The 20781-nt window shown below is 36.3% G+C and carries 23 protein-coding genes; 4 read left to right on the top strand and 19 right to left on the bottom strand.

What is annotated here, in order from left to right; genetic code table 11:
* Nucleotides 1–27: 27 nt before the first annotated feature.
* The 10 genes from GMD78_RS20015 to GMD78_RS19970 form a co-directional block, all read right to left on the bottom strand.
* Nucleotides 28–525, bottom strand: a complete 498-nt coding sequence (locus GMD78_RS20015) for a redoxin domain-containing protein (RefSeq protein ID WP_155671600.1) — start codon at nt 523–525, stop codon at nt 28–30.
* A 74-nt stretch (nt 526–599) separates the two neighbouring features.
* Nucleotides 600–1322, bottom strand: coding sequence for a cytochrome c biogenesis CcdA family protein (locus GMD78_RS20010; RefSeq protein WP_155671598.1), 723 nt, complete (start codon nt 1320–1322; stop codon nt 600–602).
* Nucleotides 1323–1430: 108 nt separating this feature from the next.
* Complete coding sequence (locus GMD78_RS20005) at nt 1431–2111, bottom strand: cyclase family protein (protein WP_155671596.1); 681 nt, start codon at nt 2109–2111, stop codon at nt 1431–1433.
* Between the two features lie 79 nt (nt 2112–2190).
* Nucleotides 2191–2394 carry a hypothetical protein gene (locus GMD78_RS20000; RefSeq protein ID WP_155671594.1) on the bottom strand — a complete coding sequence of 68 codons (204 nt, stop codon included), beginning with the start codon at nt 2392–2394 and terminating at the stop codon, nt 2191–2193.
* Between the two features lie 477 nt (nt 2395–2871).
* Nucleotides 2872–4155 (bottom strand): histidine--tRNA ligase, encoded by a 1284-nt coding sequence (locus GMD78_RS19995; protein WP_155671592.1) that lies wholly within the window; start codon nt 4153–4155, stop codon nt 2872–2874.
* A 294-nt stretch (nt 4156–4449) separates the two neighbouring features.
* Complete coding sequence (locus tag GMD78_RS19990; RefSeq protein WP_155671590.1) at nt 4450–5538, bottom strand: hypothetical protein; 1089 nt, start codon at nt 5536–5538, stop codon at nt 4450–4452.
* Nucleotides 5539–5568: 30 nt separating this feature from the next.
* Nucleotides 5569–6060 carry a GNAT family N-acetyltransferase gene (locus GMD78_RS19985; RefSeq protein WP_155671588.1) on the bottom strand — a complete coding sequence of 164 codons (492 nt, stop codon included), beginning with the start codon at nt 6058–6060 and terminating at the stop codon, nt 5569–5571.
* Nucleotides 6061–6141: 81 nt separating this feature from the next.
* The gene (locus GMD78_RS19980) at nt 6142–7575 is read right to left on the bottom strand and encodes a VOC family protein (protein ID WP_155671586.1); all 1434 of its coding nucleotides are present in this window, start codon (nt 7573–7575) and stop codon (nt 6142–6144) included.
* A gap of 93 nt (nt 7576–7668) precedes the next feature.
* A complete protein-coding gene (locus GMD78_RS19975; RefSeq protein WP_155671584.1) occupies nt 7669–9294 on the bottom strand; it encodes an RNA polymerase sigma factor in 1626 nt (541 codons plus the stop codon).
* Between the two features lie 461 nt (nt 9295–9755).
* Nucleotides 9756–10136 (bottom strand): VOC family protein, encoded by a 381-nt coding sequence (locus GMD78_RS19970; protein WP_155671583.1) that lies wholly within the window; start codon nt 10134–10136, stop codon nt 9756–9758.
* A 237-nt stretch (nt 10137–10373) separates the two neighbouring features.
* Here GMD78_RS19970 and GMD78_RS19965 point away from each other — a divergent pair, with 237 nt between their 5' ends.
* Nucleotides 10374–10829, top strand: coding sequence for a GNAT family N-acetyltransferase (locus GMD78_RS19965; protein ID WP_155671581.1), 456 nt, complete (start codon nt 10374–10376; stop codon nt 10827–10829).
* Between the two features lie 236 nt (nt 10830–11065).
* Nucleotides 11066–11326 (top strand): hypothetical protein, encoded by a 261-nt coding sequence (locus GMD78_RS19960; protein ID WP_155671579.1) that lies wholly within the window; start codon nt 11066–11068, stop codon nt 11324–11326.
* A 106-nt stretch (nt 11327–11432) separates the two neighbouring features.
* Here the strand turns inward: GMD78_RS19960 and speB are convergent, their stop codons facing one another.
* The 6 genes from speB to GMD78_RS19930 all read right to left on the bottom strand — a co-directional run bounded on the left by speB (nt 11433) and on the right by GMD78_RS19930 (nt 17626).
* Nucleotides 11433–12293: an agmatinase gene (speB, locus tag GMD78_RS19955; RefSeq protein WP_343042453.1), complete on the bottom strand. Its 861-nt coding sequence runs from the start codon at nt 12291–12293 to the stop codon at nt 11433–11435.
* A complete protein-coding gene (gene speE / locus GMD78_RS19950) occupies nt 12283–13137 on the bottom strand; it encodes a polyamine aminopropyltransferase (RefSeq protein WP_155671575.1) in 855 nt (284 codons plus the stop codon). Before speE ends, speB begins: the two co-directional genes overlap by 11 nt.
* Complete coding sequence (speD, locus tag GMD78_RS19945; RefSeq protein WP_155671573.1) at nt 13137–13568, bottom strand: adenosylmethionine decarboxylase; 432 nt, start codon at nt 13566–13568, stop codon at nt 13137–13139. Before speD ends, speE begins: the two co-directional genes overlap by 1 nt.
* On the bottom strand, nt 13569–15065 hold the full coding sequence (locus GMD78_RS19940) for an aminotransferase class I/II-fold pyridoxal phosphate-dependent enzyme (RefSeq protein WP_155671571.1): 1497 nt from the start codon (nt 15063–15065) through the stop codon (nt 13569–13571).
* Nucleotides 15065–16246: a methionine adenosyltransferase gene (metK, locus tag GMD78_RS19935; protein ID WP_155671569.1), complete on the bottom strand. Its 1182-nt coding sequence runs from the start codon at nt 16244–16246 to the stop codon at nt 15065–15067. The genes GMD78_RS19940 and metK overlap by 1 nt, the downstream gene beginning before the upstream one ends.
* Nucleotides 16247–16747: 501 nt before the next feature.
* Nucleotides 16748–17626: an alpha/beta fold hydrolase gene (locus tag GMD78_RS19930; RefSeq protein WP_155671567.1), complete on the bottom strand. Its 879-nt coding sequence runs from the start codon at nt 17624–17626 to the stop codon at nt 16748–16750.
* Nucleotides 17627–17832: 206 nt separating this feature from the next.
* Here GMD78_RS19930 and GMD78_RS19925 point away from each other — a divergent pair, with 206 nt between their 5' ends.
* On the top strand, nt 17833–18183 hold the full coding sequence (locus GMD78_RS19925) for a hypothetical protein (RefSeq protein WP_155671565.1): 351 nt from the start codon (nt 17833–17835) through the stop codon (nt 18181–18183).
* 125 nt (nt 18184–18308) lie between these two features.
* Here GMD78_RS19925 and GMD78_RS19920 read toward each other — a convergent pair whose 3' ends face one another.
* The 3 genes from GMD78_RS19920 to GMD78_RS19910 are packed head-to-tail and all read right to left on the bottom strand — an operon-like array spanning nt 18309 to nt 20178.
* A complete protein-coding gene (locus GMD78_RS19920; RefSeq protein ID WP_155671563.1) occupies nt 18309–18836 on the bottom strand; it encodes a GNAT family N-acetyltransferase in 528 nt (175 codons plus the stop codon).
* A 17-nt stretch (nt 18837–18853) separates the two neighbouring features.
* Nucleotides 18854–19627 (bottom strand): DUF4367 domain-containing protein, encoded by a 774-nt coding sequence (locus tag GMD78_RS19915; protein ID WP_155671561.1) that lies wholly within the window; start codon nt 19625–19627, stop codon nt 18854–18856.
* Nucleotides 19624–20178, bottom strand: a complete 555-nt coding sequence (locus GMD78_RS19910) for an RNA polymerase sigma factor (protein WP_155671559.1) — start codon at nt 20176–20178, stop codon at nt 19624–19626. Before GMD78_RS19910 ends, GMD78_RS19915 begins: the two co-directional genes overlap by 4 nt.
* 261 nt (nt 20179–20439) lie before the next feature.
* On the opposite strand from GMD78_RS19910, the gene GMD78_RS21790 reads away from it, so the two are divergent.
* Nucleotides 20440–20562 carry a hypothetical protein gene (locus tag GMD78_RS21790; RefSeq protein ID WP_281349734.1) on the top strand — a complete coding sequence of 41 codons (123 nt, stop codon included), beginning with the start codon at nt 20440–20442 and terminating at the stop codon, nt 20560–20562.
* Nucleotides 20563–20781 lie beyond the last annotated feature (219 nt).

The following is a 20781-nucleotide window of genomic DNA, read 5'->3' as shown; positions in this document are numbered from 1 at the left end:
CTCAGCATTATTGAACAAATGCACATGTTAGTGCACCCCATCGGGAGGTAATATATTCGTAATATATTCATGTAGCTGTTCTTCGTTTAGTTCTCCTATGTGATGTTTATCAACTGTTCCATCAGAACGAATAAAATATGAAGTTGGTAAATAATGGACCTTATAGTCATCACTAACAAATTGAGCCTCAATTAAAACTGGAAACTCTAATGAAGGGTTTTCGATTAAAAATCGGTTGATAGCTTTTTCCGTTTCTCCTACATTTATAGCTAACACTTCAAACTCTTGATCTTTGTAGCTATCATATACGTTTTGTATAGCAGGCATCTCATCTTTACAGGGACCACACCAACTTGCCCAAAAATTAATCATTACCGCTTTTTCTTCTAACTCGCTTAACTTAAATTCCTTTCCGTCTAAAGTAGTAAGATGAAAATTAGGAGCCTTTTCTGTGTTCGCCTCTGTTTGATCATAGGTTTGGGGTTGAACGTTTACGTCTTTAACTAAAATTATAATCAAACACAATAATAATAAAATGCCTGCTACATTAGCTATTTTTCTAATCGTTATCCCCCCATTCTTCCTGATTACTATAGAATCTAAAACCCTTGAAAATCTTTGAAAATTGGTTGTAGTAATGAATTGATGAGCGTAAATTTATCAAAAAACAGAATAATGCCCATAGCAATCATAATTCCCCCACCGATTTTCATGAAAGTACCCGTATATTTTTTCACCCAATTAAGTTTGGTAATAAAAAATGCCATTAATAAAAACGGAATACTAAAACCAAATATATAAGCGGACATATACCATAGCCCTTGTGATGGGTTTGCACCAACAAGTACTAAAGTAGCAGATAAAATTGGTCCCATACAAGGTGTCCAACCTATTGCAAAAGCTAGTCCAATAACTACTGTACCAATATAACCAGACGGCTTATTACGAATAGTTAATTTATGATCCTTCATCAAAAATTTTGGCTGAAATACCCCAATCGTTATTAAACCAAAAAATACTATTAAAATAGCACCAATTTGACGAATCAAATCTCCATATTGAAAATACCAAGTTTCTATTAAAGTTGCACTCCCTGATGTTCCTACTCCCAATACTAAATAGATAATTGAGAATCCCAATAAAAAGAAAATTGTATGAAAAATTGCTTTTTGTTGTCCCTTTATTTTTCCATTTTGTATTTCTGATACACTCATCCCCGTAATATATGACAAAAATGCTGGATATAGCGGAAATACACAAGGTGACACAAATGTTAATATACCTGCACCAAATGCTAAAAATATAGAAATGTCTGCTTGCAATATTAATCCCCCAAATGCTCTATTTTGTATAGTTAACTTATGGAATTAATTTCTTAAAGTTAACTAAATCCAAGTATTAAAGGTTTGCATTATTATCTCGTTTAAAAACTATAATTCCTCTTCATACATAATTTCAGCAAATGCTCGGACTGGGAATGTTCCAACACCTTTAAACTTAGAGGGAACAGCAAAAAATTGAAAGTTTTTGTTAACTAGCTCATTTAAATTGCACAGATGCTCTACAATAAGTATCTCAGACCCGAGTAAAGTGGTATGTACTGGACGAGATTTCCCTGATGTGTCATCAATATTTACAGAATCAATTCCAACCAAAGCTACTTTTCTATTAGATAAGTACTTCGCAGCTTCTTCAGTTAAATAAGGATGATTCTCAAAATATTGATCTGTATTCCAATATTTGTCCCAACCTGTTTGAATTAATACAGCTTTTCCTTCGATATCAAGATTATAGAATACATCTTCATCTATTTCTTTTATGCTACGATCCTCAATCTGAATCACTATACCATCTAATCCAGCCATCTTATTAATGGAAATTTGAGATAAATCTTTTCCATCTGCGAATCTATGGAAAGGAACATCAACATAGGTTCCAGTATTTGAAACCATTTCGATCTTTCCTATCTGAAATTCTGTACCTTCCTCATAATACTGTTTCGATTCCTCTCGGCTAAGGTAATCACAAATAATTGGTGCAGGAAGACCCTTATAAGTGATTAAACCATCTTCAATCGTATGACTTAAATCGATATACGTCTTTCTTTGCATACATACCGCTCCCTTATTATTCATTCTTCCTAGATATTAAATAAAAGTCCGTTTAGAGTATCACTTTGGTTACACAAATTTACTCCTCCTTTGATTTTGATATAAGATAATTTAATGGTCCAGCAAACACCAATCCACCAGCAGCTGTACCTAAGAAAACAGCAGAATATGATACTAATTCAATGTCCTTACTTAAAATATAATCGGTACTGATACGAAGGATAGTTATGATGATTGGAAATACAAGTGTCCAAAATAACATTATTTTTAAACCCTTGGGCATGAGTTCCCCCCCTTTGATATGTTAATAAAGTGAATCTCCACAGCAAACTGTGCAGTTGTTATATCTTTCTTCTCATTGATAACCGTCTGAGAAAATGAGGGAATCCTCTTCCTAACTCGAGGATAAGTATTTTTAAACCATTTTTCGATTGCTATAATCTCCTCTAGAATGTATCATAAATATGATTAAGAAAGACCAAATCAAGATATGAGTATCCATTCTTTTCTCCCCAATTCTATATTTACATGTCCTTAACTGATTCCACTGCTCTGATCCTTGAACTATTATAGTTAAATTTTAACATTAACCTTCTTTGGATTACATCATAATTTTTAAAAATCAAAATTATTCTGTATTCAAAATGGAATTTGTGAATTAGAAAGAATTTCTACAATGTAAAAGGAGCAACGCCGATAAACCTGCATTGCTCTGTTTAACACTTATCCTCGAAAATGTTTCTTTTAATAATAATGTAGTTTAACTAAACAGAAATGATTTCATTCTTTCACCACCTGAAACCATATCCTTAATTTTAATCTGGTTATTAGAAACTTCATTTTCACCTATCATAATAACGTTGCGAATCTTTTCTTTGTTTGCTTTCTCAAGAGCTTTACCTATTCTTTTATTATTCATTTCTACCTCTACCTTATAGCATTTATTTCTTAGATCAGTTGCTACCAATAAGGCTTCTTTTGGCATGCCGATTGGAATAATATAATAATCCACATTAGAATTCTCTTTTAAATTAGTACCTGATGCGTTCAATGCTGTATAAATCACATCCAAACCAAATGATATTCCTACTGTTGAAAAGTTTTCATCTGTTCCTATCAGTCCACCAATTGCATTGTCATATCTACCACCACTCCCAATACTGGACTTAATAGATTGATCAGTTAGGAATATTTCATAAACCGTACCCGTGTATATCTCTAATCCTCTTGCTAAAAACGGATTAAATACGCAGTGTTTCTTAACATCAAGAAATTCCAGATAGGATTCTAGTTCTCTCCATTCCTCTAGTCCTTGACTAACCTGTTTATTTTGTTTGGCGTAGGGTTCAAAATAGTTAAAGCTAGTATTATTTTTATCCGTTAAAAACTGTCTGATCGAGTGAATCGTTGTATTGGATAATCCTTGTTCATGAAGCTCAGCAATAACCGCTTCTAATCCAACTTTTTCTAGTTTATCAAGTATCAACACGGTTTTATTGATTTTTTCATCTTCGGCACCAAACACTTCTAGCATTCCAGTTAGTAATTTTCGATTGTTATATTGAATGGTTACCTGTAAATCCAGCTTATTACATGCATCCAGTGCCATGATCATTAATTCAGCTTCTGCTATTTGAGATTCTACGCCCACAATATCAACATCGCACTGTGTAAATTCACGAAACCTCCCCGTTTTAATTGGTCCATCTCTAAATACTTTTCCGATTTCATATCTCCTAAATGGCATCCGAAGTGTCGGATTCATTGCAACAACTTTTGCAAACGGTATCGTGAGGTCGTATCGTAAAGATAAATCTCTTTCTCCTCTGTCAGTCAATGTGTACATTTCTTCTAGTATTTCTGCTCCTCCTCCATATTTTGAAGCAAGCAATTCCGTGTAATTCAATATTGGTGTTTCCAGAGGTCGACATCCGTATTGAATAAAAACATCCTCCAATGTTCTCGTTATCTCTCTTCGTACTACTTCTGCGTTCGGTAAATAATCTTGTGTACCCTTTACATTCTGATAATACATTTTCTTCATATCGCTTTACCTCCAATGTATTTTAATATATAAAAAACCGCACCTGAGTTAAGTGTTTCACTTAATTCAAATACGGTTTAATGTTAAATAGCCTTCCTATTTACGATATTTAAAATCGAATAGCAAGGCTACTTGATATGATGATGTAATTGTGAGAACGAAATCCTAATTTGACGCATTTTCCTCACCTCTAAATTTTATTAAATGTACCATATTGCAATGAGGTTTTCAATAATTAACTTATTCATAGATGCATTTGCTTGGATAAAGCAAATGCATCTATTAGCAAAATATCTAATACCGTCTAGAGCACAAAGTTTCTAATTCTCTTATGATTAAATTTAACCTTTCATCAATAACTTCCCTAGGTCCCATTTGCTGTATTATTTTGTTGGTTAACTTTTCCTCATGTAATACTTCATAATGCTCATACGCTTCTTGTAACATCCATAAAGTATACTCATCCATTAACCTCTTCACTTGATTCGTATATTCATCAAGACTCATATCATGGAAATAGCCTTTGATATATCCTTCAGCTATATCGTTAAGAATACCGCTCTTTTCACTATAGGCATTATTAATATATCTAGGAGCGTTTGAGAAGGATGGTAAAAGAAATTTATAACAGAAAACAAAATAGGCAGCGTATTTCAAGCCAAAATCTAGCTTTGGAAACGGATCAATGATGGATATCTTACCAGTATTTAAGATAATATTTTCTGGTGTTATATCTTGATTTACGAGTGATACTTCTTGAATCTGTTTCCTTCTACACTTAATCAAATCATTTACGTTTTCAGTTACATTTTCTTTGTTGAAATCCAATTTGGAATGGTTTAATACATACAGTATTTTTATATAATGATCATTATCCTCTTCCCAAAGTTCATTAATAGATTGATGATTATTTCCTTGTAAGGTCTCTCCATTCCAATATAAATTTCCGAAACCCTTTATGACTGGAGATTTATTGTGAATTTTCTTAAAGAAATACCCTAGTCTTTTTCCATAGGAAATTGCGTCCTTGTTCGTAAGTAAGGATAGATCTTGCCCAATTCCCATAAAGGTTTCTAAGGTGAAAACTAAATCTTCCTCTATAAAATATTGGAAAAAGGATGGGCATACATTCGAACAACTCTCATTAGCATGCTGATAATAAGATCTAGTAGACTCATATTCAGAACACAACTCATCTGAATCAAAATCTTGTACTTCACCATAAGCTTCCTTCTTTTTTATTCTTAATACAAATTCTTCATCCCGTAAGTCTTCTAGCTTGTAAACCCTATGCCAAGCACCTTCACCTATTTTGGTTACTTGACCTGGCAAGATATTTTCATTTCGGAGTTTCTTTAATGCCTGATCCAACATAATATCCATGAAATTATCCCCTCTTAGACTTTCAAACTCTTATTCTAACTTTAATTCATAACTATAATATTTCCTTCTAGAATCATCTACATTAGTAGCTGTCTGTTTAAAGCCTAAGCCTTCAAATAATTTCCTAGAAGCGACATTATACTCATAAACCTTATTAACTTTTATTTGCTCCCAATTAAACTCCTTAGCTTGTTCAATTAGAAGCTTTATTACACGTTTGCCAATACCTTTTCCTCTATAATCTTGATCACCTATTACGATTGGAATCATGTCTTTTGATAGAGTGACATCACCAACTGGAAGCCAATTATGTCTATCATGTACTTCGATTAGATAGACTTCTCCAACTGTAGTCAGGTACTTATACATTCTTTCAATTGTAGGTAAACCGTAAGCAGAAGTACCTACACCTTCAGAAAAATATAGAACTTCTTCGTCTTGATACCAAGGAAGTGCAATAGGTAAATCCTCCGGCAGTCGAATGGGACGTAATCTAATATTATTGTCTTTTATTACCTTCATATAATTCTCCTAAATTTAATTTCCCGCACAAGACCTTATTGGGAATAGATTCCTTTTAATCCTATTGAAACAATAGATAATTTAATTAATATGAACAGATTTGACAGTCACTGCACTGCCTACATCTGCACCAATCCCCAATTTAAATCGACATGATGCATAATTGCCTTTTCGTTCCAAAATGGTGTTACCGTCTACTGTAATGGAAGTTTTATCAGCATCCATTTTCCACTCGATTGATGCAAAAGAGTCGTATGGCAATTCTGCATTCTGAACCCATATTTCCTCTTTTGTAATAGGATCGGTGAAGCAAAGATTACCTTCAGAACTCCATTTAATTCGAGCAGAATGTCCCCCGTATAACACGACCGAGCGTGTAAAACTATGAATATCTGTTTTCAGTGAGAACGGAACGGAATAAGTATTATCCGTACTTGCGTATCCCCAACGTTCATCACAGCTAAGCCATAGTCCTTCACTGGTTGTTACCGCATGGCACGCAGTATCAGCAACCAAGCGATCTTCTTCCACTTCTCCTCTTTTAACCGATAGGTCAGCCGTTTTCTCCTGATCAGTCAAGGTTTCTACATGAAAAGATTTAACAGTTGTCTTGCCCATTACACCCGCGATTCCCGCCTGACCGACTAAGTTTCCGAAATACCCATCCTGACGATGAAACAGTTTTCCGTCAACATGGATCTCCATGCTCCGTTCATTAATTGTCCATTCTACATGAGCCCACTGCCCAATAGGAATGGAGCCCTTATCATGGAATGTAAAATGTTTATTCAGTTTAGGATTTACAATATACAAATCATTTCCATAACCTTTTTCTTGTACCTCAGGCGAATTACCAAAATTCAAAGCCACTAACCCATGACGACTGAAAGTTAGATAAAGAGATCCTTTATCTATACGTACAGTTGTTTCAATTCGTAAAGGTGTTTCATACGTAGTCTCCGTACGTGCATTACCTGTTAGTTCAAGTCCATTAGGAGTTATATTGGAGTGTGTAGCTTCCTTAGTTACAACCAAACGCGTGCCTCCAGCATCATAGCTAATCTCTTGTTGAGCCGTAATGGAAAGTTCCTCTTCTTTATCGTCATCACTTCCTGGGTCACCACAAACCATGAGTAGGTTGTCGTCTGGATCTCTAAAGGTAAAAAAGGACATGCCCGGAAAATCCATAATATCCTCAACAATCTCAATTCCAGAATCCTTTACAAACCTATAAGCTGCCCGTACATCTGGGGAATCAAACATCAGGATCGCTCTGTCTTCTGTAGGTAATCCACTATCAAACCCATTTTGATCCAATACAAAATCGGACCCACCGTCCATCGTAATCGAATGTACCTTTTCCGTTGAAGCAGATCGTTCAGACATACCAAATAACTTGTGATACCAATTGATCGACTGTTCCATATTGCTAACATGCATAAATACTCCGCCCACCTTATTACGAATTGGGTGAACATTCCTAGACTTCACTTCTAATGTTTCGTTTTCTTTCATTTTAAAAGCCTCCTTGATAGTAATGGACCTATATTGCCCTCAAAGAATGTGATGCATGAAATCATTTTTTTCTTACATATATTTTTTAAAAAATTACGTAGGATTTTTTCGATTTAATATCCAAGCTGCTTCTTCTAATGCGTTGGCTGCTTCGATTTCTTCTGCAGAGGCACGGTTTAATAATTGTGCTGCACGATCAGCTGGTCCAGGTGCAGTAGGATCTGCGCCATATGGAAGTGGAAATAGCTCGGTGATAGTCTTCATTTTTACAAAAATAGAATCAAATAGTTGAGTTGAATGAACTATGGCCGATAGTGCTGATTCTGGAAGTGGTCTCCCCTGCCTGCTATCGTCTAGGAGTGTATGTAAAAATCTTGAAGCATGGAACCGTGACTCCCGTACTACAGCTAAATTATACGCTACACTAAGAGGATTAATTGATTGCTGTCGATTGAATGAATCTATCCACTTGCTGTACGTAGCAGTTCCACTGACCGAAAAATCATTGTCACTGCGATCCAATCCGTGGATGTTTTTAACCGCTTGTAACAACATACTAGCAATGGGGTATGTTCGTTGTTTACTGTATTTGTTTTTCTTCGGTATTACGACAAACCAATCCATAGGATGCTGCATTCTACCCAATTTATAGTAAGGCAGCTTTTTACGGCTTGTGGAAGTGTCCATAATGGTCCAGCTCTTCGTTTTATCGTTATATCCAGTGATTAGACCAAACTCTGCATTATTCAGTCCCCAAGAAATAACCGGAATTCCATCTTCAAGTGCTTGAAATACGTCTTCCATACAATCCGTCAATTCATCAGGATGTTTCAACTGATAACCAGATCCACCGTGTACATTTGCTGACAATCCTAGATTTTCCATACCGGATAATACCGATGAAGTCCAATCGTGGGCATACGGTCCACTAACCCCAAGGTCATCTGTAGCATGGAATCGAAATGCATGTCCCGTGGCGGCAAAAACATCCGTCAGTGTTAACTGGTGAGAACCTATCGAACTAGCAGTGAGCATTATCATCGATGACAACGTATCATAGGCACCCGCATAACTATAATATTGTACATTAACGTTTCCTCCATTATCTGGTTTTCCAAATCGACGTCTTGAAGAAATATATTTATCTAACTCATCTTCAAAGCGAAAATCATTCAACTTTTTCCTTGCACGTGATAATGCGGTGTAGACAGCTCCACTCTTGATCCCAATTCGTTCTGCTGTCTCCGAAATACTCAAGCCTTCCAGCACATGCGATCGGATAACAGCCTGTTCTCGCTTCCCCAGCCTATCAATCCCCGCCTCCATCTCCGAAAGCAGTTGCGTACCAAGTGTATAGGTGAATGGCTCATCGAGATGGCTATGTTGAAAGTGACTACTAATTTCATCTAATGATCTATCATCATAGAGTGATTCACCCCGAACGCTTGACGACCGGAGAGTCATCAAAGACTGATTGCGGACGATGGACCTGAGCCAAGGTAAAAACTTTTCTGGGTCATCCAGACTGTCAATATGACGAAGTGTTTGAATAAGAGCGTCTTGAACGATGTCCTCAGCTTTTGCAGAATTCTGCACTATTTTATTGGCCCATTGAAGCATTTTCATTCGATGCTGACTGATCAGACTACTTAGTGCTTCCTGGCTTCCTTTCTGTGCTTTTTCCACTAACAACATATGTGAAAGTTCATCGTACGACATCTTTTCATTTCCCTTTGTCCTTTATCATTTATATAGGCGGTTTTATGAAGGATATATTATCAAATGCATTTCCATTTTTCTTTAGAAAGAATGTAAAGATCATATAGTTGTTCTTCAATACTTATATGTTTATGAAACCGAAAACCACATTTTTGTATGACTCTATTTGAGCTGATATTTCGAGGAAGAACAATATCAATAAGTAATTCCACATCTGTGTTGTTAAATAAATATTTGATCAACCCGTTCTTTTTTCTTCAAATATGACAATAAAGTCAGCTTTACTATTTTCCTTTCTATAATCCAATCAACAGTAAACATACAGTTCGATTATTCATAACAAACACTTCTTTTTATACAATGAATGTACTAGATTTACATATTATGTTGCATATTATTCCATTCATGTAATAGAAAGTTTCAAACAATATTGACAACCATCTTTTTCTTTAAATCATGTGCTAATCGACCTTAATCCCAAATCCTAGCCACCTTCCATCAATATCCTCAATTACAAATTCGTGATTTTTATAGTCTGTATCGTTTATAGCACGTACTATTTTAACCCCCTCATTGTTAAATTCTTGTTGAAGCCCCTCTTGATCCTTTGTGATAAAGTATCCATCATAGCCATAGCCATATAATGTTCTATTTGGAATCACTTTTTGTCCATTTGTCTTTGTTAAAATAATTTCTATCTGGTCACGGTATAGGCAAATATGAGGTTCACTAGTATGTAAATACCGAACTGAACGAAATCCTAGTTTTTGTTCATAAAAATCCGCTGTTTTATTTATGTTTGGAGTTGGAAATATGCAATGAGACATCAATAACTTAAACATTTTATTTCTCCTATTAGGTTATTTAAAGAAAATTCGCTTAAAGTAATTACTCTTTAAGATTCATAACTTGATATTAACAACAATCTCTTGGAAAATGTTATAAAAAAGAAGCTATCCGCTATAATTTATCATATAGCAAAAATTGTTATTATAAATTCTCTAAATAATTTAAAATAAGCATTAACTTGCATTTAATTTAACCCACACTTATCTAGTTCTTAATAAAGGAGAATAATAATGAAAATTGAAACTCACAGATTAATAATCGTTCCTTGTACAGAAAAAATGGTTTCAACAATTACCAAAGATCGTTATGATATAGGCCCACATATAACCTATCACCTAGAGGAACTTGCAAAGGATCCCTCCCTACTAGGCTGGGGACCTTGGTTTGTAATCGACAAAAAAGACAATAAAATTATTGGTGATATTGGATTTAAAGGGAAACCAAATTCTGATCATACTGTTGAGGTAGGCTATGGTATTATACCTTCAGCACAAGGGAAAGGGTTTGCTACAGAGGCAGTGGAGGCATTATTTAAATGGGCATTTTCTTTTGATCAAGTTGATAAAGTAATTGCTAAATGTCACGTGGATAATATTCCTTCTATTAGAGTGTTAGAGAAATTACAGATGGTTAGGCAAAAACAGGAAGGTACTATGTTACACTGGGAATTACAATCGTTGATTTAAGTTTAAATTATTCTATAACATCTTTTTGGTGTTATACGATAAATTAGAAGAGAGCTTTCGTATTTACATTATTTCAAGTTTACATCTGCTAAAAAGTACAATGAAATAACAATATAGAGTTAACGTCGTTCATAAATATTACCTATCTATAACAAAAGGATAGATATCCAAAGTGAAACTTTTTCTATTCAAATGCGTATGGAATTATAAGCATCAATATAATTGGAGTGTAACCCATGAAAAAGTATATTATTTTTATCATAAGTTTTTTAATATTGTTTTCATTATTCCAAGTCTTGTCTGGATTGTTTCTGACATATGTATATACTCCAGATATAGCAGAGGCTTGGGGGATGGGTGCTAATCTTTCTCAAGAAGTTGCAATTAAAAGTAGTCAAAGTCCCTTTTTATTTACATTATTTTTAGCTCTTCTTTCTGCTACAATTGCTTATTTTATACCGGAGTTAACTAAGTATAGCACAGGACCAAGTAAGTAATTTTGCGATTACGATGGAGAAATTTTGATAAACCCTATACTAGTTTATATAAAAAAGGAGATACAAATTCAATTACGAATTGTATCTCCATATTTTTCACAAAAACTTACTTCCCTAACGTCAACAACATCTCACGAATCGTCTTACAAGCTACTGCTGTTGATGCACCAGATGGATCATACTGAGGCGATAACTCCACAACATCGGCTGCTACAATCTGATTCAAATTTTGCAACTGACCTATTGCATCCAATAATTCACGATACGTAATCCCACCTGGCTCTGGAGTTCCTGTACCTGGGAAAACACTAGGATCTAGTACATCCAAATCGATCGTAATGTACACTGGAACATCCTGGAGCTCACGAATTTTCGCAGCCAGTGAATCTAAGGAAAACTTCTCCAAATAGGTATGCTCTTTTGCCCAGTCAAATTCTTCCTTTAAGCCAGAACGTATTCCAAATTGAAAAATTCTTCCATCACCTAAAAAGTCATGACAACGACGAATAACCGATGCATGGGAAAGCTTTTCCCCCATATAATCATCACGCAAATCGGTGTGCGCATCAATATGGATCACATGCAAATCTGGATATTTTTCATAAGCCGCTTGAATAGCTGGCAAGCTGACTAAATGCTCTCCACCAACCAGAAACAATTTCTTACCTACCTGTAGAACATCCTCGCTATAGGCATGAATTTGATCCATGACTTTTTCTGTATTTCCAAACGGCAATTCTAAATCGCCACCATCATAGATTGCAATATCTTCCAGATCTTTATCTAAATAAGGTGAATACGTTTCTAGCCCATAAGAATCTGGTCGAATTGCCTGCATAGCAAAGCGAGTTCCCGGTCGAAAACTCGTTGTTCCATCAAAAGGCACACCAAACAGGACAATCTTTGCCTCCTCGTACGTAGCTTCACATCCAATGAAGGTACTTACGTTCAACGGTTTATTCCCCACGCTCAAGTGCCTCCTTCACGTAATTTGGCAGCCCAAACGCACCAACATGTAAATCCGTATTGTAGTATTTTGTGTTTAAACCAATTTCCTTCCATGCTTCTGCATGTAAATCCTTCAACGGATCAAATCGTTTCGATGCAAAACCGAATAACCAGTGGCCAGAAGGATAGGTCGGCATATGGTATTGGTACACATTCGTAATTGGGAAAATATCTTTTATCTTCTTGTGTGCCTTTTTCATATTTGCAGCATATTCCTCAAAATAAGGAGATTCATGCTGGTTGATTAAAATTCCATTTTCATTCAATACACGATAGCATTCTTGATAAAATGCAGTCGTAAACAATCCTTCTCCAACTGAAATAGGATCCGTAGAATCAACTAAAATAAGATCAAACGATGAATCAGGTGCATTTTTCACATATGCCAAACCATCCTCAAACAACAACTGCATGCGGCTGTCTTCTTCTACCCCACTTGCAGTTATTGGTAAGTATTCCTGACATAAACGAAATACACGCTCATCAATTTCAACCATGACAACCTCATCTACTGATGGATAACGTAACACCTCACGCGCAGTTCCGCCATCTCCTCCACCTATAATTAACACCTTTTTGATGTTCGGATTGGTCGCAAAGGCAGGGTGTACGATCATGTCATGGTAAATAAATTCATCCTTTTCGTTTACCATCATTAAACCATCTAACGTGAAAAAGGTACCGAACTCTTTGCCCTGATAAAAGTCAATTTGCTGGAAGGGTGTTTTTTCACTATGCAATTCGTTGTCATATGCAATGGAAAATCTAGAATTATTGCTCCATTGTTCGGTATACCATTTCATTACTTAACACCTTCTAATTCTGGTTTCACGGAAACTTCACGAATATCACGTTCTGCAAACTGGCGAATTTTATCCACCATCCCACGAGGTACTTCAAATGATTCTGTTTTCTTTGCTTGTAGCTTTTCAGACAAGTAGTCTACAGCTTTCCAAGGACTTACAGAGTCACCACAAGTATACACATCTACAGAAGCAAAACCATATTCTGGCCATGTGTGAATAGTCAAATGCGATTCAGCAATAATAACCGCTCCTGATACCCCATACGGATTGAAATGGTGGAAAACCGAATCAACAATAGTTGCCCCCGAATAATCTGCAGCTTCTCTCATAAGTTTTTCAATCAATGCGTTCTTTTCAATAATCTCACTTGGACAACCGTAGTACTCAATTAACACGTGTCTCCCTAAGGCTTTCAATTCTAAACTCATTTACGCATTCTCCTTTACAACTGTAATATGGTTTGCTTCTTTTGCTTCCGACAGAACCTCTCCAAATGTCTGTTGGTAATAATGATATTGCTGTATGACTTCACGAGATATTAATTCTCCTGGAATAACTAGCGGGATACCGGGCGGATAAATCATTAATGTATCCGCACTGATTCGTCCTTCTGCTTGATCAATTGCGATCGACTCATGCTCTGCGTAAAAGGCCTCTCTTGGATTTACTACCAATTCATTGACCTGATCTGCCGTAACGTGAGTAGACATCAGTGTTGCAGACTCCCCAAACCGATTTTCAATGTCCTGTAACGCAAATACTAATCGCTCAATGGATTCACTCGTATCGGCACTCGTAATGACGGCCATCACCACATAGCCTTCTGCTAGTTCCATTTGAATCCCGTAATTTTCTTTTAATAACGTATATACTTGAAACCCTGTTAATCCAATCCCATTCACTCGGATAACTAATTTCGTCCAGTCGTGATTTTGGATAAAATACTCGTTTACAAAGCTAGATTTCAAGACTTCGTAACGAGAACCTGATTCAATTTCTTGGATCGCTTCCTCAACAATTGGTTTTAAGTGTCGAAATCGGTCCTGGCCAAATAATGCTAATTCTCTTCTCGCTACATCTAACGAACTCATTAACAAGTAATTCGCACTCGTTGTTTGTAGCATGCTTAACATCTTTTGGACTTTTTCAGAAGCGATTCGATTTCCATTCAGAAGTAGTAATGAACTTTGTGTCAGTGATCCGCCTGTTTTATGCATACTTACGGTAACAGCATCTGCTCCAGCAGATATCGGATCAACCATCTCGCCAGGCATAAAACCAAGATGAGCACCATGTGCACTATCCACTAGCACCGCAATGTCCTTTTCATGGGCAAGACGACAAATGGTCTGTAAGTCACTCATTGAACCAAAATAGGTCGGATACGTAACCAGTAACGCTTTCGCTTCCGGATGTTTTTCGATCGCCTTTTGTACATTTTGGACACAAACACCATGAGAGATACCAAAATGATAATCTATTTCCGGTTGCATAAATACTGGGTTCGCACCACTGAGAATAATCCCATCCATCACAGATTTATGGCCATTACGTGGAACAATTAAAGTATCACCTGGCTTACAAGCACTCATCACCATCGCTTGGATTCCAACGGTTGTTCCATTTACTAAGAAATAAGCATGGTCAGCACCAAATGCGGCTGCAGCTAATTCCTGTGCTTCTTTTATCACGGATTGGGGATGACTTAGCAAATCTAGTTCCTTCATGGAATTTACATCCATGCGCATCGTCATTTCCCCAACAGCCATTTTCATTGGGTCCATTTGCGAGCCCATTTTATGACCTGGAACGTCAAATGGTGTTACATCTTGCTTTGCATAGTGGACTAACGCTTCGAACAAAGGCATCTTGTCTTGACCTACCAATGGGTTGCTTTTCGTAACAAGCTCCTTTACGTTGTTCATTACTGTCCAACTCCCGCAACTTCATAGATGGCTTGTTTTAAATTTTCTACTTTGTCCGTTCTTTCCCAAGGCACATCTACATCTGTTCTTCCAAAATGTCCATATGCTGCCACTTGCTTAAATTGTGGCAAACGCAAGTCCAGCATCTCGATAATTCCAGATGGTGTTAAATCAAAATTCTCGCGGATCGCACGTAGCAATTGCTCCTGTGATACCTTCTCCGATCCAAATGTTTCAACTGAAATGCTGATTGGCTCACTCACACCAATCGCATAAGACAATTGAATTTCACATGTTTCAGCTAGACCAGCAGCAACAATATTTTTCGCTACATAACGAGCAGCATAAGCAGCTGAACGGTCTACTTTTGTACAATCTTTTCCTGAAAAAGCTCCACCACCGTGACGAGCTGCACCACCATACGTATCAACAATAATTTTACGCCCTGTTAATCCTGCATCTCCATGTGGTCCACCAACAACGAAGCGTCCAGTTGGATTAATTAAAATTCGAAAATCGTGATAAAAATTGAATTCTCTAGCTGTGTCTAAAATAATATGTTCGGTCACATATGCTTCAAACGCTTCTTTATCGTAATCCTCGTCATGCTGAATCGACATTAACACTGTATCGATACGAGGTTCAGCTGCATTCGTATAATCAATAGTTACTTGTGATTTCATATCTGGACGAGCCCATTGGAATGCTCCGCTTTTACGAAGTTGCGAAGCTTTTCTCACAAGCGTATGTGCCATTTCGATTGGAAGAGGCATTAAATTATCCGTTTCATTTGTCGCATATCCAAACATAATCCCTTGATCACCAGCACCTACTGCCTTTGTATCACTGGATGAATCAACCCCCATCGCAATGTCAGGTGACTGTGTGTGGACAAGTACTTGGATGGTACAGCTGTGTCCGTCAATTCCAAAACGATCGTCTGTATAACCAATTTCAATTAGTGTATTTCGTGCAATCATTTCAATATCTAAATCAGCTGTAGTGGTAATTTCTCCCCCTACAATTACTGTATTTGTTGTTGTAAATACTTCACAGGCTACTCTTGAAAAAGGATCCTGTTCTAGTGCTGCATCCAATACCGCATCAGAAATCTGATCAGCTATTTTATCTGGATGCCCCTCTGAAACCGATTCTGATGTAAATAAAATCTTCTCTGCCAATATTAATCACTCCTATTTAAAAACTCGACTTATCACATTGCTTTCTATAGCAAAGCCTTCGTCGCACGTTTGTAAGATAAGAACGTTTTACATTGTCTCAACTTACAAAAAATTACATTTTTGAGCATAAAAAAAGCTCTCCTACAACCTAAGGAAAGCTTCGATTAATATCAGCTGCTTATCCTCTTATTGTTCACAAAACTAGGAAAGTTTTGCGCTCAGGTTGGGCCCCATATTTGACTCTTCTAAATCAAATTGGCTTGCCACCGCATCTTCGACCCCTCGTCTCCACGGCTATTAATAAGATAGACTTTATTTATGCTGAAGTTAATATTAAGGCATACAGACTTACATGTCAATTCATTTTTTTGTCGTTTTTTAAGAAAGATTACAAGGGTAATAGGTAAAGGTGAATCCACTCCTATTACAGCGGTTTTGAATCCATAAAATGCAACGTAGCTACACCATCAATTGCAAAATAACGGATTAAAAAACAATTATCTAATAATGTTCTTCTAAAAACAGCATGACATCCTCGTTTATCCGCTCCACATACTCACTAGATGGAAAATGCCCCATGTTATAAGACTTGAATACGGTTAAATTAGGAATAATATCTGTTGCAACCTCTTTGATCCTACTTTCTGGAAAAAATATATCCTTTTGACCAGAAATTACTAACGTTGGAGAATTATAGTTTTGCAACTCTTCCATCTCCGTCAACTTTGGCATATCCTGCTCTAGTTTTAAATATTTAAATATATTTCGAAGCACATGTTGATCCATTTTTTTCATAGAATGATCAGACATGACATTCGATATTTTGTGAATATATTTTTCGGATGAGGTAAGGTGAAAAAAGATTAACGGAATTAATATTTTTCTAATCATCTCTCGTTTAGAGCCTAAGCTCATACCTGCTGGCGCCACAAGTACAGAACAAGCAATTTTTTCTGGCATATATGTTGCCAATCTCAGCGTAATCCCTGCACCATAGGATGGACCAATAAATGCGGCTTGATCGATTTGAAAGTGATCCATTAATTCCTTAATCCAGTGAGCAAAACTATGATCTTCTGCAGAAATTCTATTTTCATCACTATAACCCGGGTGACCAATTGTGTCTGGTGCGTATATTCTATATTTCTCTACCAAAGGTAAGAACCAGGATAAGGTCATGGGATTAATACAATTTCCACCTTGAAAAACAAACACCGGCTTTCCATCATCTGGCCCCGCAACAAGGACATGTGTTTTCCCATAGCTTGTTTCCACAAAGATACGCTCAACATTAAAATCAAATGTGTCTAAATACCGTTCATAGTTTTCTTTAATGATTCTTTTACCCTCTTCATTTTTATAAATCGTTTGATTGCCCATACAAGCATCCCCCTTCTCCCTTATCCAACCAGTCATAATTATTATACGTGCCAAATCTACATTCGGTTTCATTTCATTTCGTTTTCAAATTCTATCAATCTGTAACACATTCATAAACTTTCCCAAATTATTAACACAATTCTTCCAAACTACTCACACATTTATGGGTTACATTTATAATAATCCAATTAGAAAGGAGAATGAAATTGAAACTAAAAAACATATTGATTGGATCTGTATCTGCAGCAACTGTACTAACCCTTGCAGCATGTGGAGGGGAAACAGAAGAAGATCCGAGTCTAGAAGAAACACCTGAAGAAGAAACAGATGTAGATGGTTTTGACTCTGACGTTGAATTTGATTCAGAAACAGAAACGGAATCTGAAACAGATACCGAGTCTGGATTAGATTCTGAATCCGATACAGAATCCGAGTTTGATTCCGAAACGGATACTGAAACAGAAGAAGGGTCTGAGTCTGATGATGGACTAGAAGATGACGCTGGTATGGATTCTGATGAAGAAGATGATGATGCTGAAGATGATTCCGAATTTTAATTAACCCTTGACCGTTTTGCTCATTCTTGTTCCTCCCTTGAATTTGAGTAAAAGCCCAAAACAATACTCCCTTTGATTATATATAGATAAAGCTTACGCCAACTTATCGGCGTAAGCTTTTTTTACTAAAATGCACTTGAGTATTCCACAACTCCTGAAACATTTTCTAGACTATTTTCATGTAACTCCAATGCCATAAAAACTTCATCCGCTACCAGAAAAGGGGCTTTAATTCCCCACATGGAAGCTCTTTTGAATCCAAACTTCGGATAATATTTCGGATGCCCAAGTACAATTACAGATTGATAGCCTAGATCCTTTGCCTTCTTTAAAGCATTTGTAACTAGGTGAATTCCCACCCCTTTATTTTGATATTCTGGTGAAACCGAAACAGGTGCAAGGGCAAGAGAATCGACCTGCTGGTTATCGTTTTTTATCTTTATTTTCGTCAAAAGTATATGACCTATAAGTTCTTCTGTATCATTGTTAGCAACTAATGCTAATTCTGGGATATAAGCTTCTGAGTTTCTCAGTCTAGCAACTAATTGATGCTCCGTATGATCACTTTGTTCCACATCCTCAAAAGCAAGTTTCACAACTTGTTCGATGGTTTTATAGTCCTTTGGGTGTTCTTGTCTAACTTCGATTTTCATTATTCTTTCTCCTTTGATTAATACGAACTAGCAACACTATAAATTTGATCCTCCGTTAGATGACCACTAATATGAAAATAATACTGTTGCGTCATCCAAATGATTTCAGTAGAGGCATCCTTGAAAATTAACAATCTAGCTGGCAAACCATTTACTTCTACCTCTTTGACTTCTGTATCATCAGCAGTAGTCATACCCATGGAAAAATCTGTCTCAGAAATTACTTTTTGCGTAGCATAAAATTCTTTCTCATCAGCCATGTAATGTAACGTTACTTCCTCACTCAATTCATTCTCTGGTTTATGTATGATTGCTTTTTCAAAAGCGTATTCACTTGGAACTTCTTTAGGGACAACTATCTTAAAAGCTGTTTCTTCCTGTGCTTCCTCTAAGCTTAACTCCTTCGTAACCCAATTAACATCATCTACAATAATATATTCCTCATCAGGGAGAGGTACATCAGGTAATTCATCCGACTTTTCCATCGAATTCATAAAAATATGTTGAACTGATCCTCGGATTTCATGGAAAATATCTGTGAGTTTACTATTGGCATCCCCATTTTGGGGTAGGAAAACAAGCATTCCAATCATTGCAAACATAATAGCTACTGCATAAAATCTTTTCCTGCGAAAGAATTGAAATTTCTTGTCCTTACGATGCCTTAATTCCTTATTTATTCGTTTCCAGGCTTCTTCTTTAGATAATGACGGAGAAGGAGATTGATCTAATTCTTGCTCAAGCATCTCTTGAATCAATGGATCCAAATGATCTTTATGTTGTTCCTTCAAAAAGTCTCCTCTCCTTTCACTTCTTGATACAGAGCCCTTTTCAGTTTTTGCTTTGCTCGTCGAAACCTTGTTTTCACGGTATTTATATTTATACCCAACAGCTCTGCTATTTCTTTATCCATTAGTTCATAGTGATACTTTAATAAGACAATCTCTCTGTATTCTGGTGGTTCCAGTTTCTTAATAGTTTCATGGAGCATCTCTTTTATATAGTTTTCTTCCATATTTTCTTCAACAGGAGATGCATGAACATCGAATTCTTCCACTTTATCTATATTGACGTTTTCTAACGGCACATAGTTTCTTCTTTTTCTTAATAAATCTATGGATGTTCGTGTGGCAATGGAACCAAGCCACGCCCCTAATTTATACCCATCCTTTACGGAATCTATATGTTTAAAGGCTTTTATAAACGTTTCTTGAACAACATCCTGTGCAAGATGTTCATCCTTGACGATATAATAAGCCGTTCGAAATATACGACCATAAAACATATCAAAGAGTAGTTTTTCATAATTATCTGCTTCTGTTACAGGTTTCTCCTTCCGCAATAACCTTCCCCCTTCGTATCCCTATTACATCTTTTCTGTCTCTTTATGGATATATTCGACATATTTTTCCAAAATCCTCTTTTTTGACAGATGGGAAAGTATATACTTTCCATAATTCAACATAAAGGCTTGACGAATGCCAAGTTTTCTAATAGTTAAACGTACATTTATAAAATCCACTCACCTTTTAGTTCACTTGTCCTTTCTTAATCTGTAAAGGTTGAATACATTACTAATGTGAAATAGAAAGGAGTGTGCCAAGTGTCTGAGTCAAAAAGCAGCCAAATGACACCTAATCTAGCTCAGCAGTTACTAAAAAACGAGAACGTCTATTTGACTGAAGAAGGTAAACGACTATTACAAGAATTATCAAAGAAACGTTAATGAAATAACCTCTCCCCTTTTCTTGATAAAATAAAAAAACATCCACATGGATGTTTTTTCAGGCTGTCGAAAAACCCTCGCCAGCCTGTTTTTATTTAGAATACTTTAACAATTCACCGCGTTAATTTGTTATAATATAAGTAACAATACAAGGCGGTGGTAACTGTGTTTCATACTAGAAATAATACTCAAAATGAAGTGGAATTTGTAAGTATAGAA

The sequence above is a fragment of the Ornithinibacillus caprae genome, from assembly GCF_009728145.1.
GTDB classification, from domain to species: Bacteria; Bacillota; Bacilli; order Bacillales; family Amphibacillaceae; genus Ornithinibacillus; species Ornithinibacillus caprae.
The sequence above is the reverse complement of the archived record's forward strand: the minus strand, read 5'-3'. Positions and strand labels throughout refer to the sequence as shown.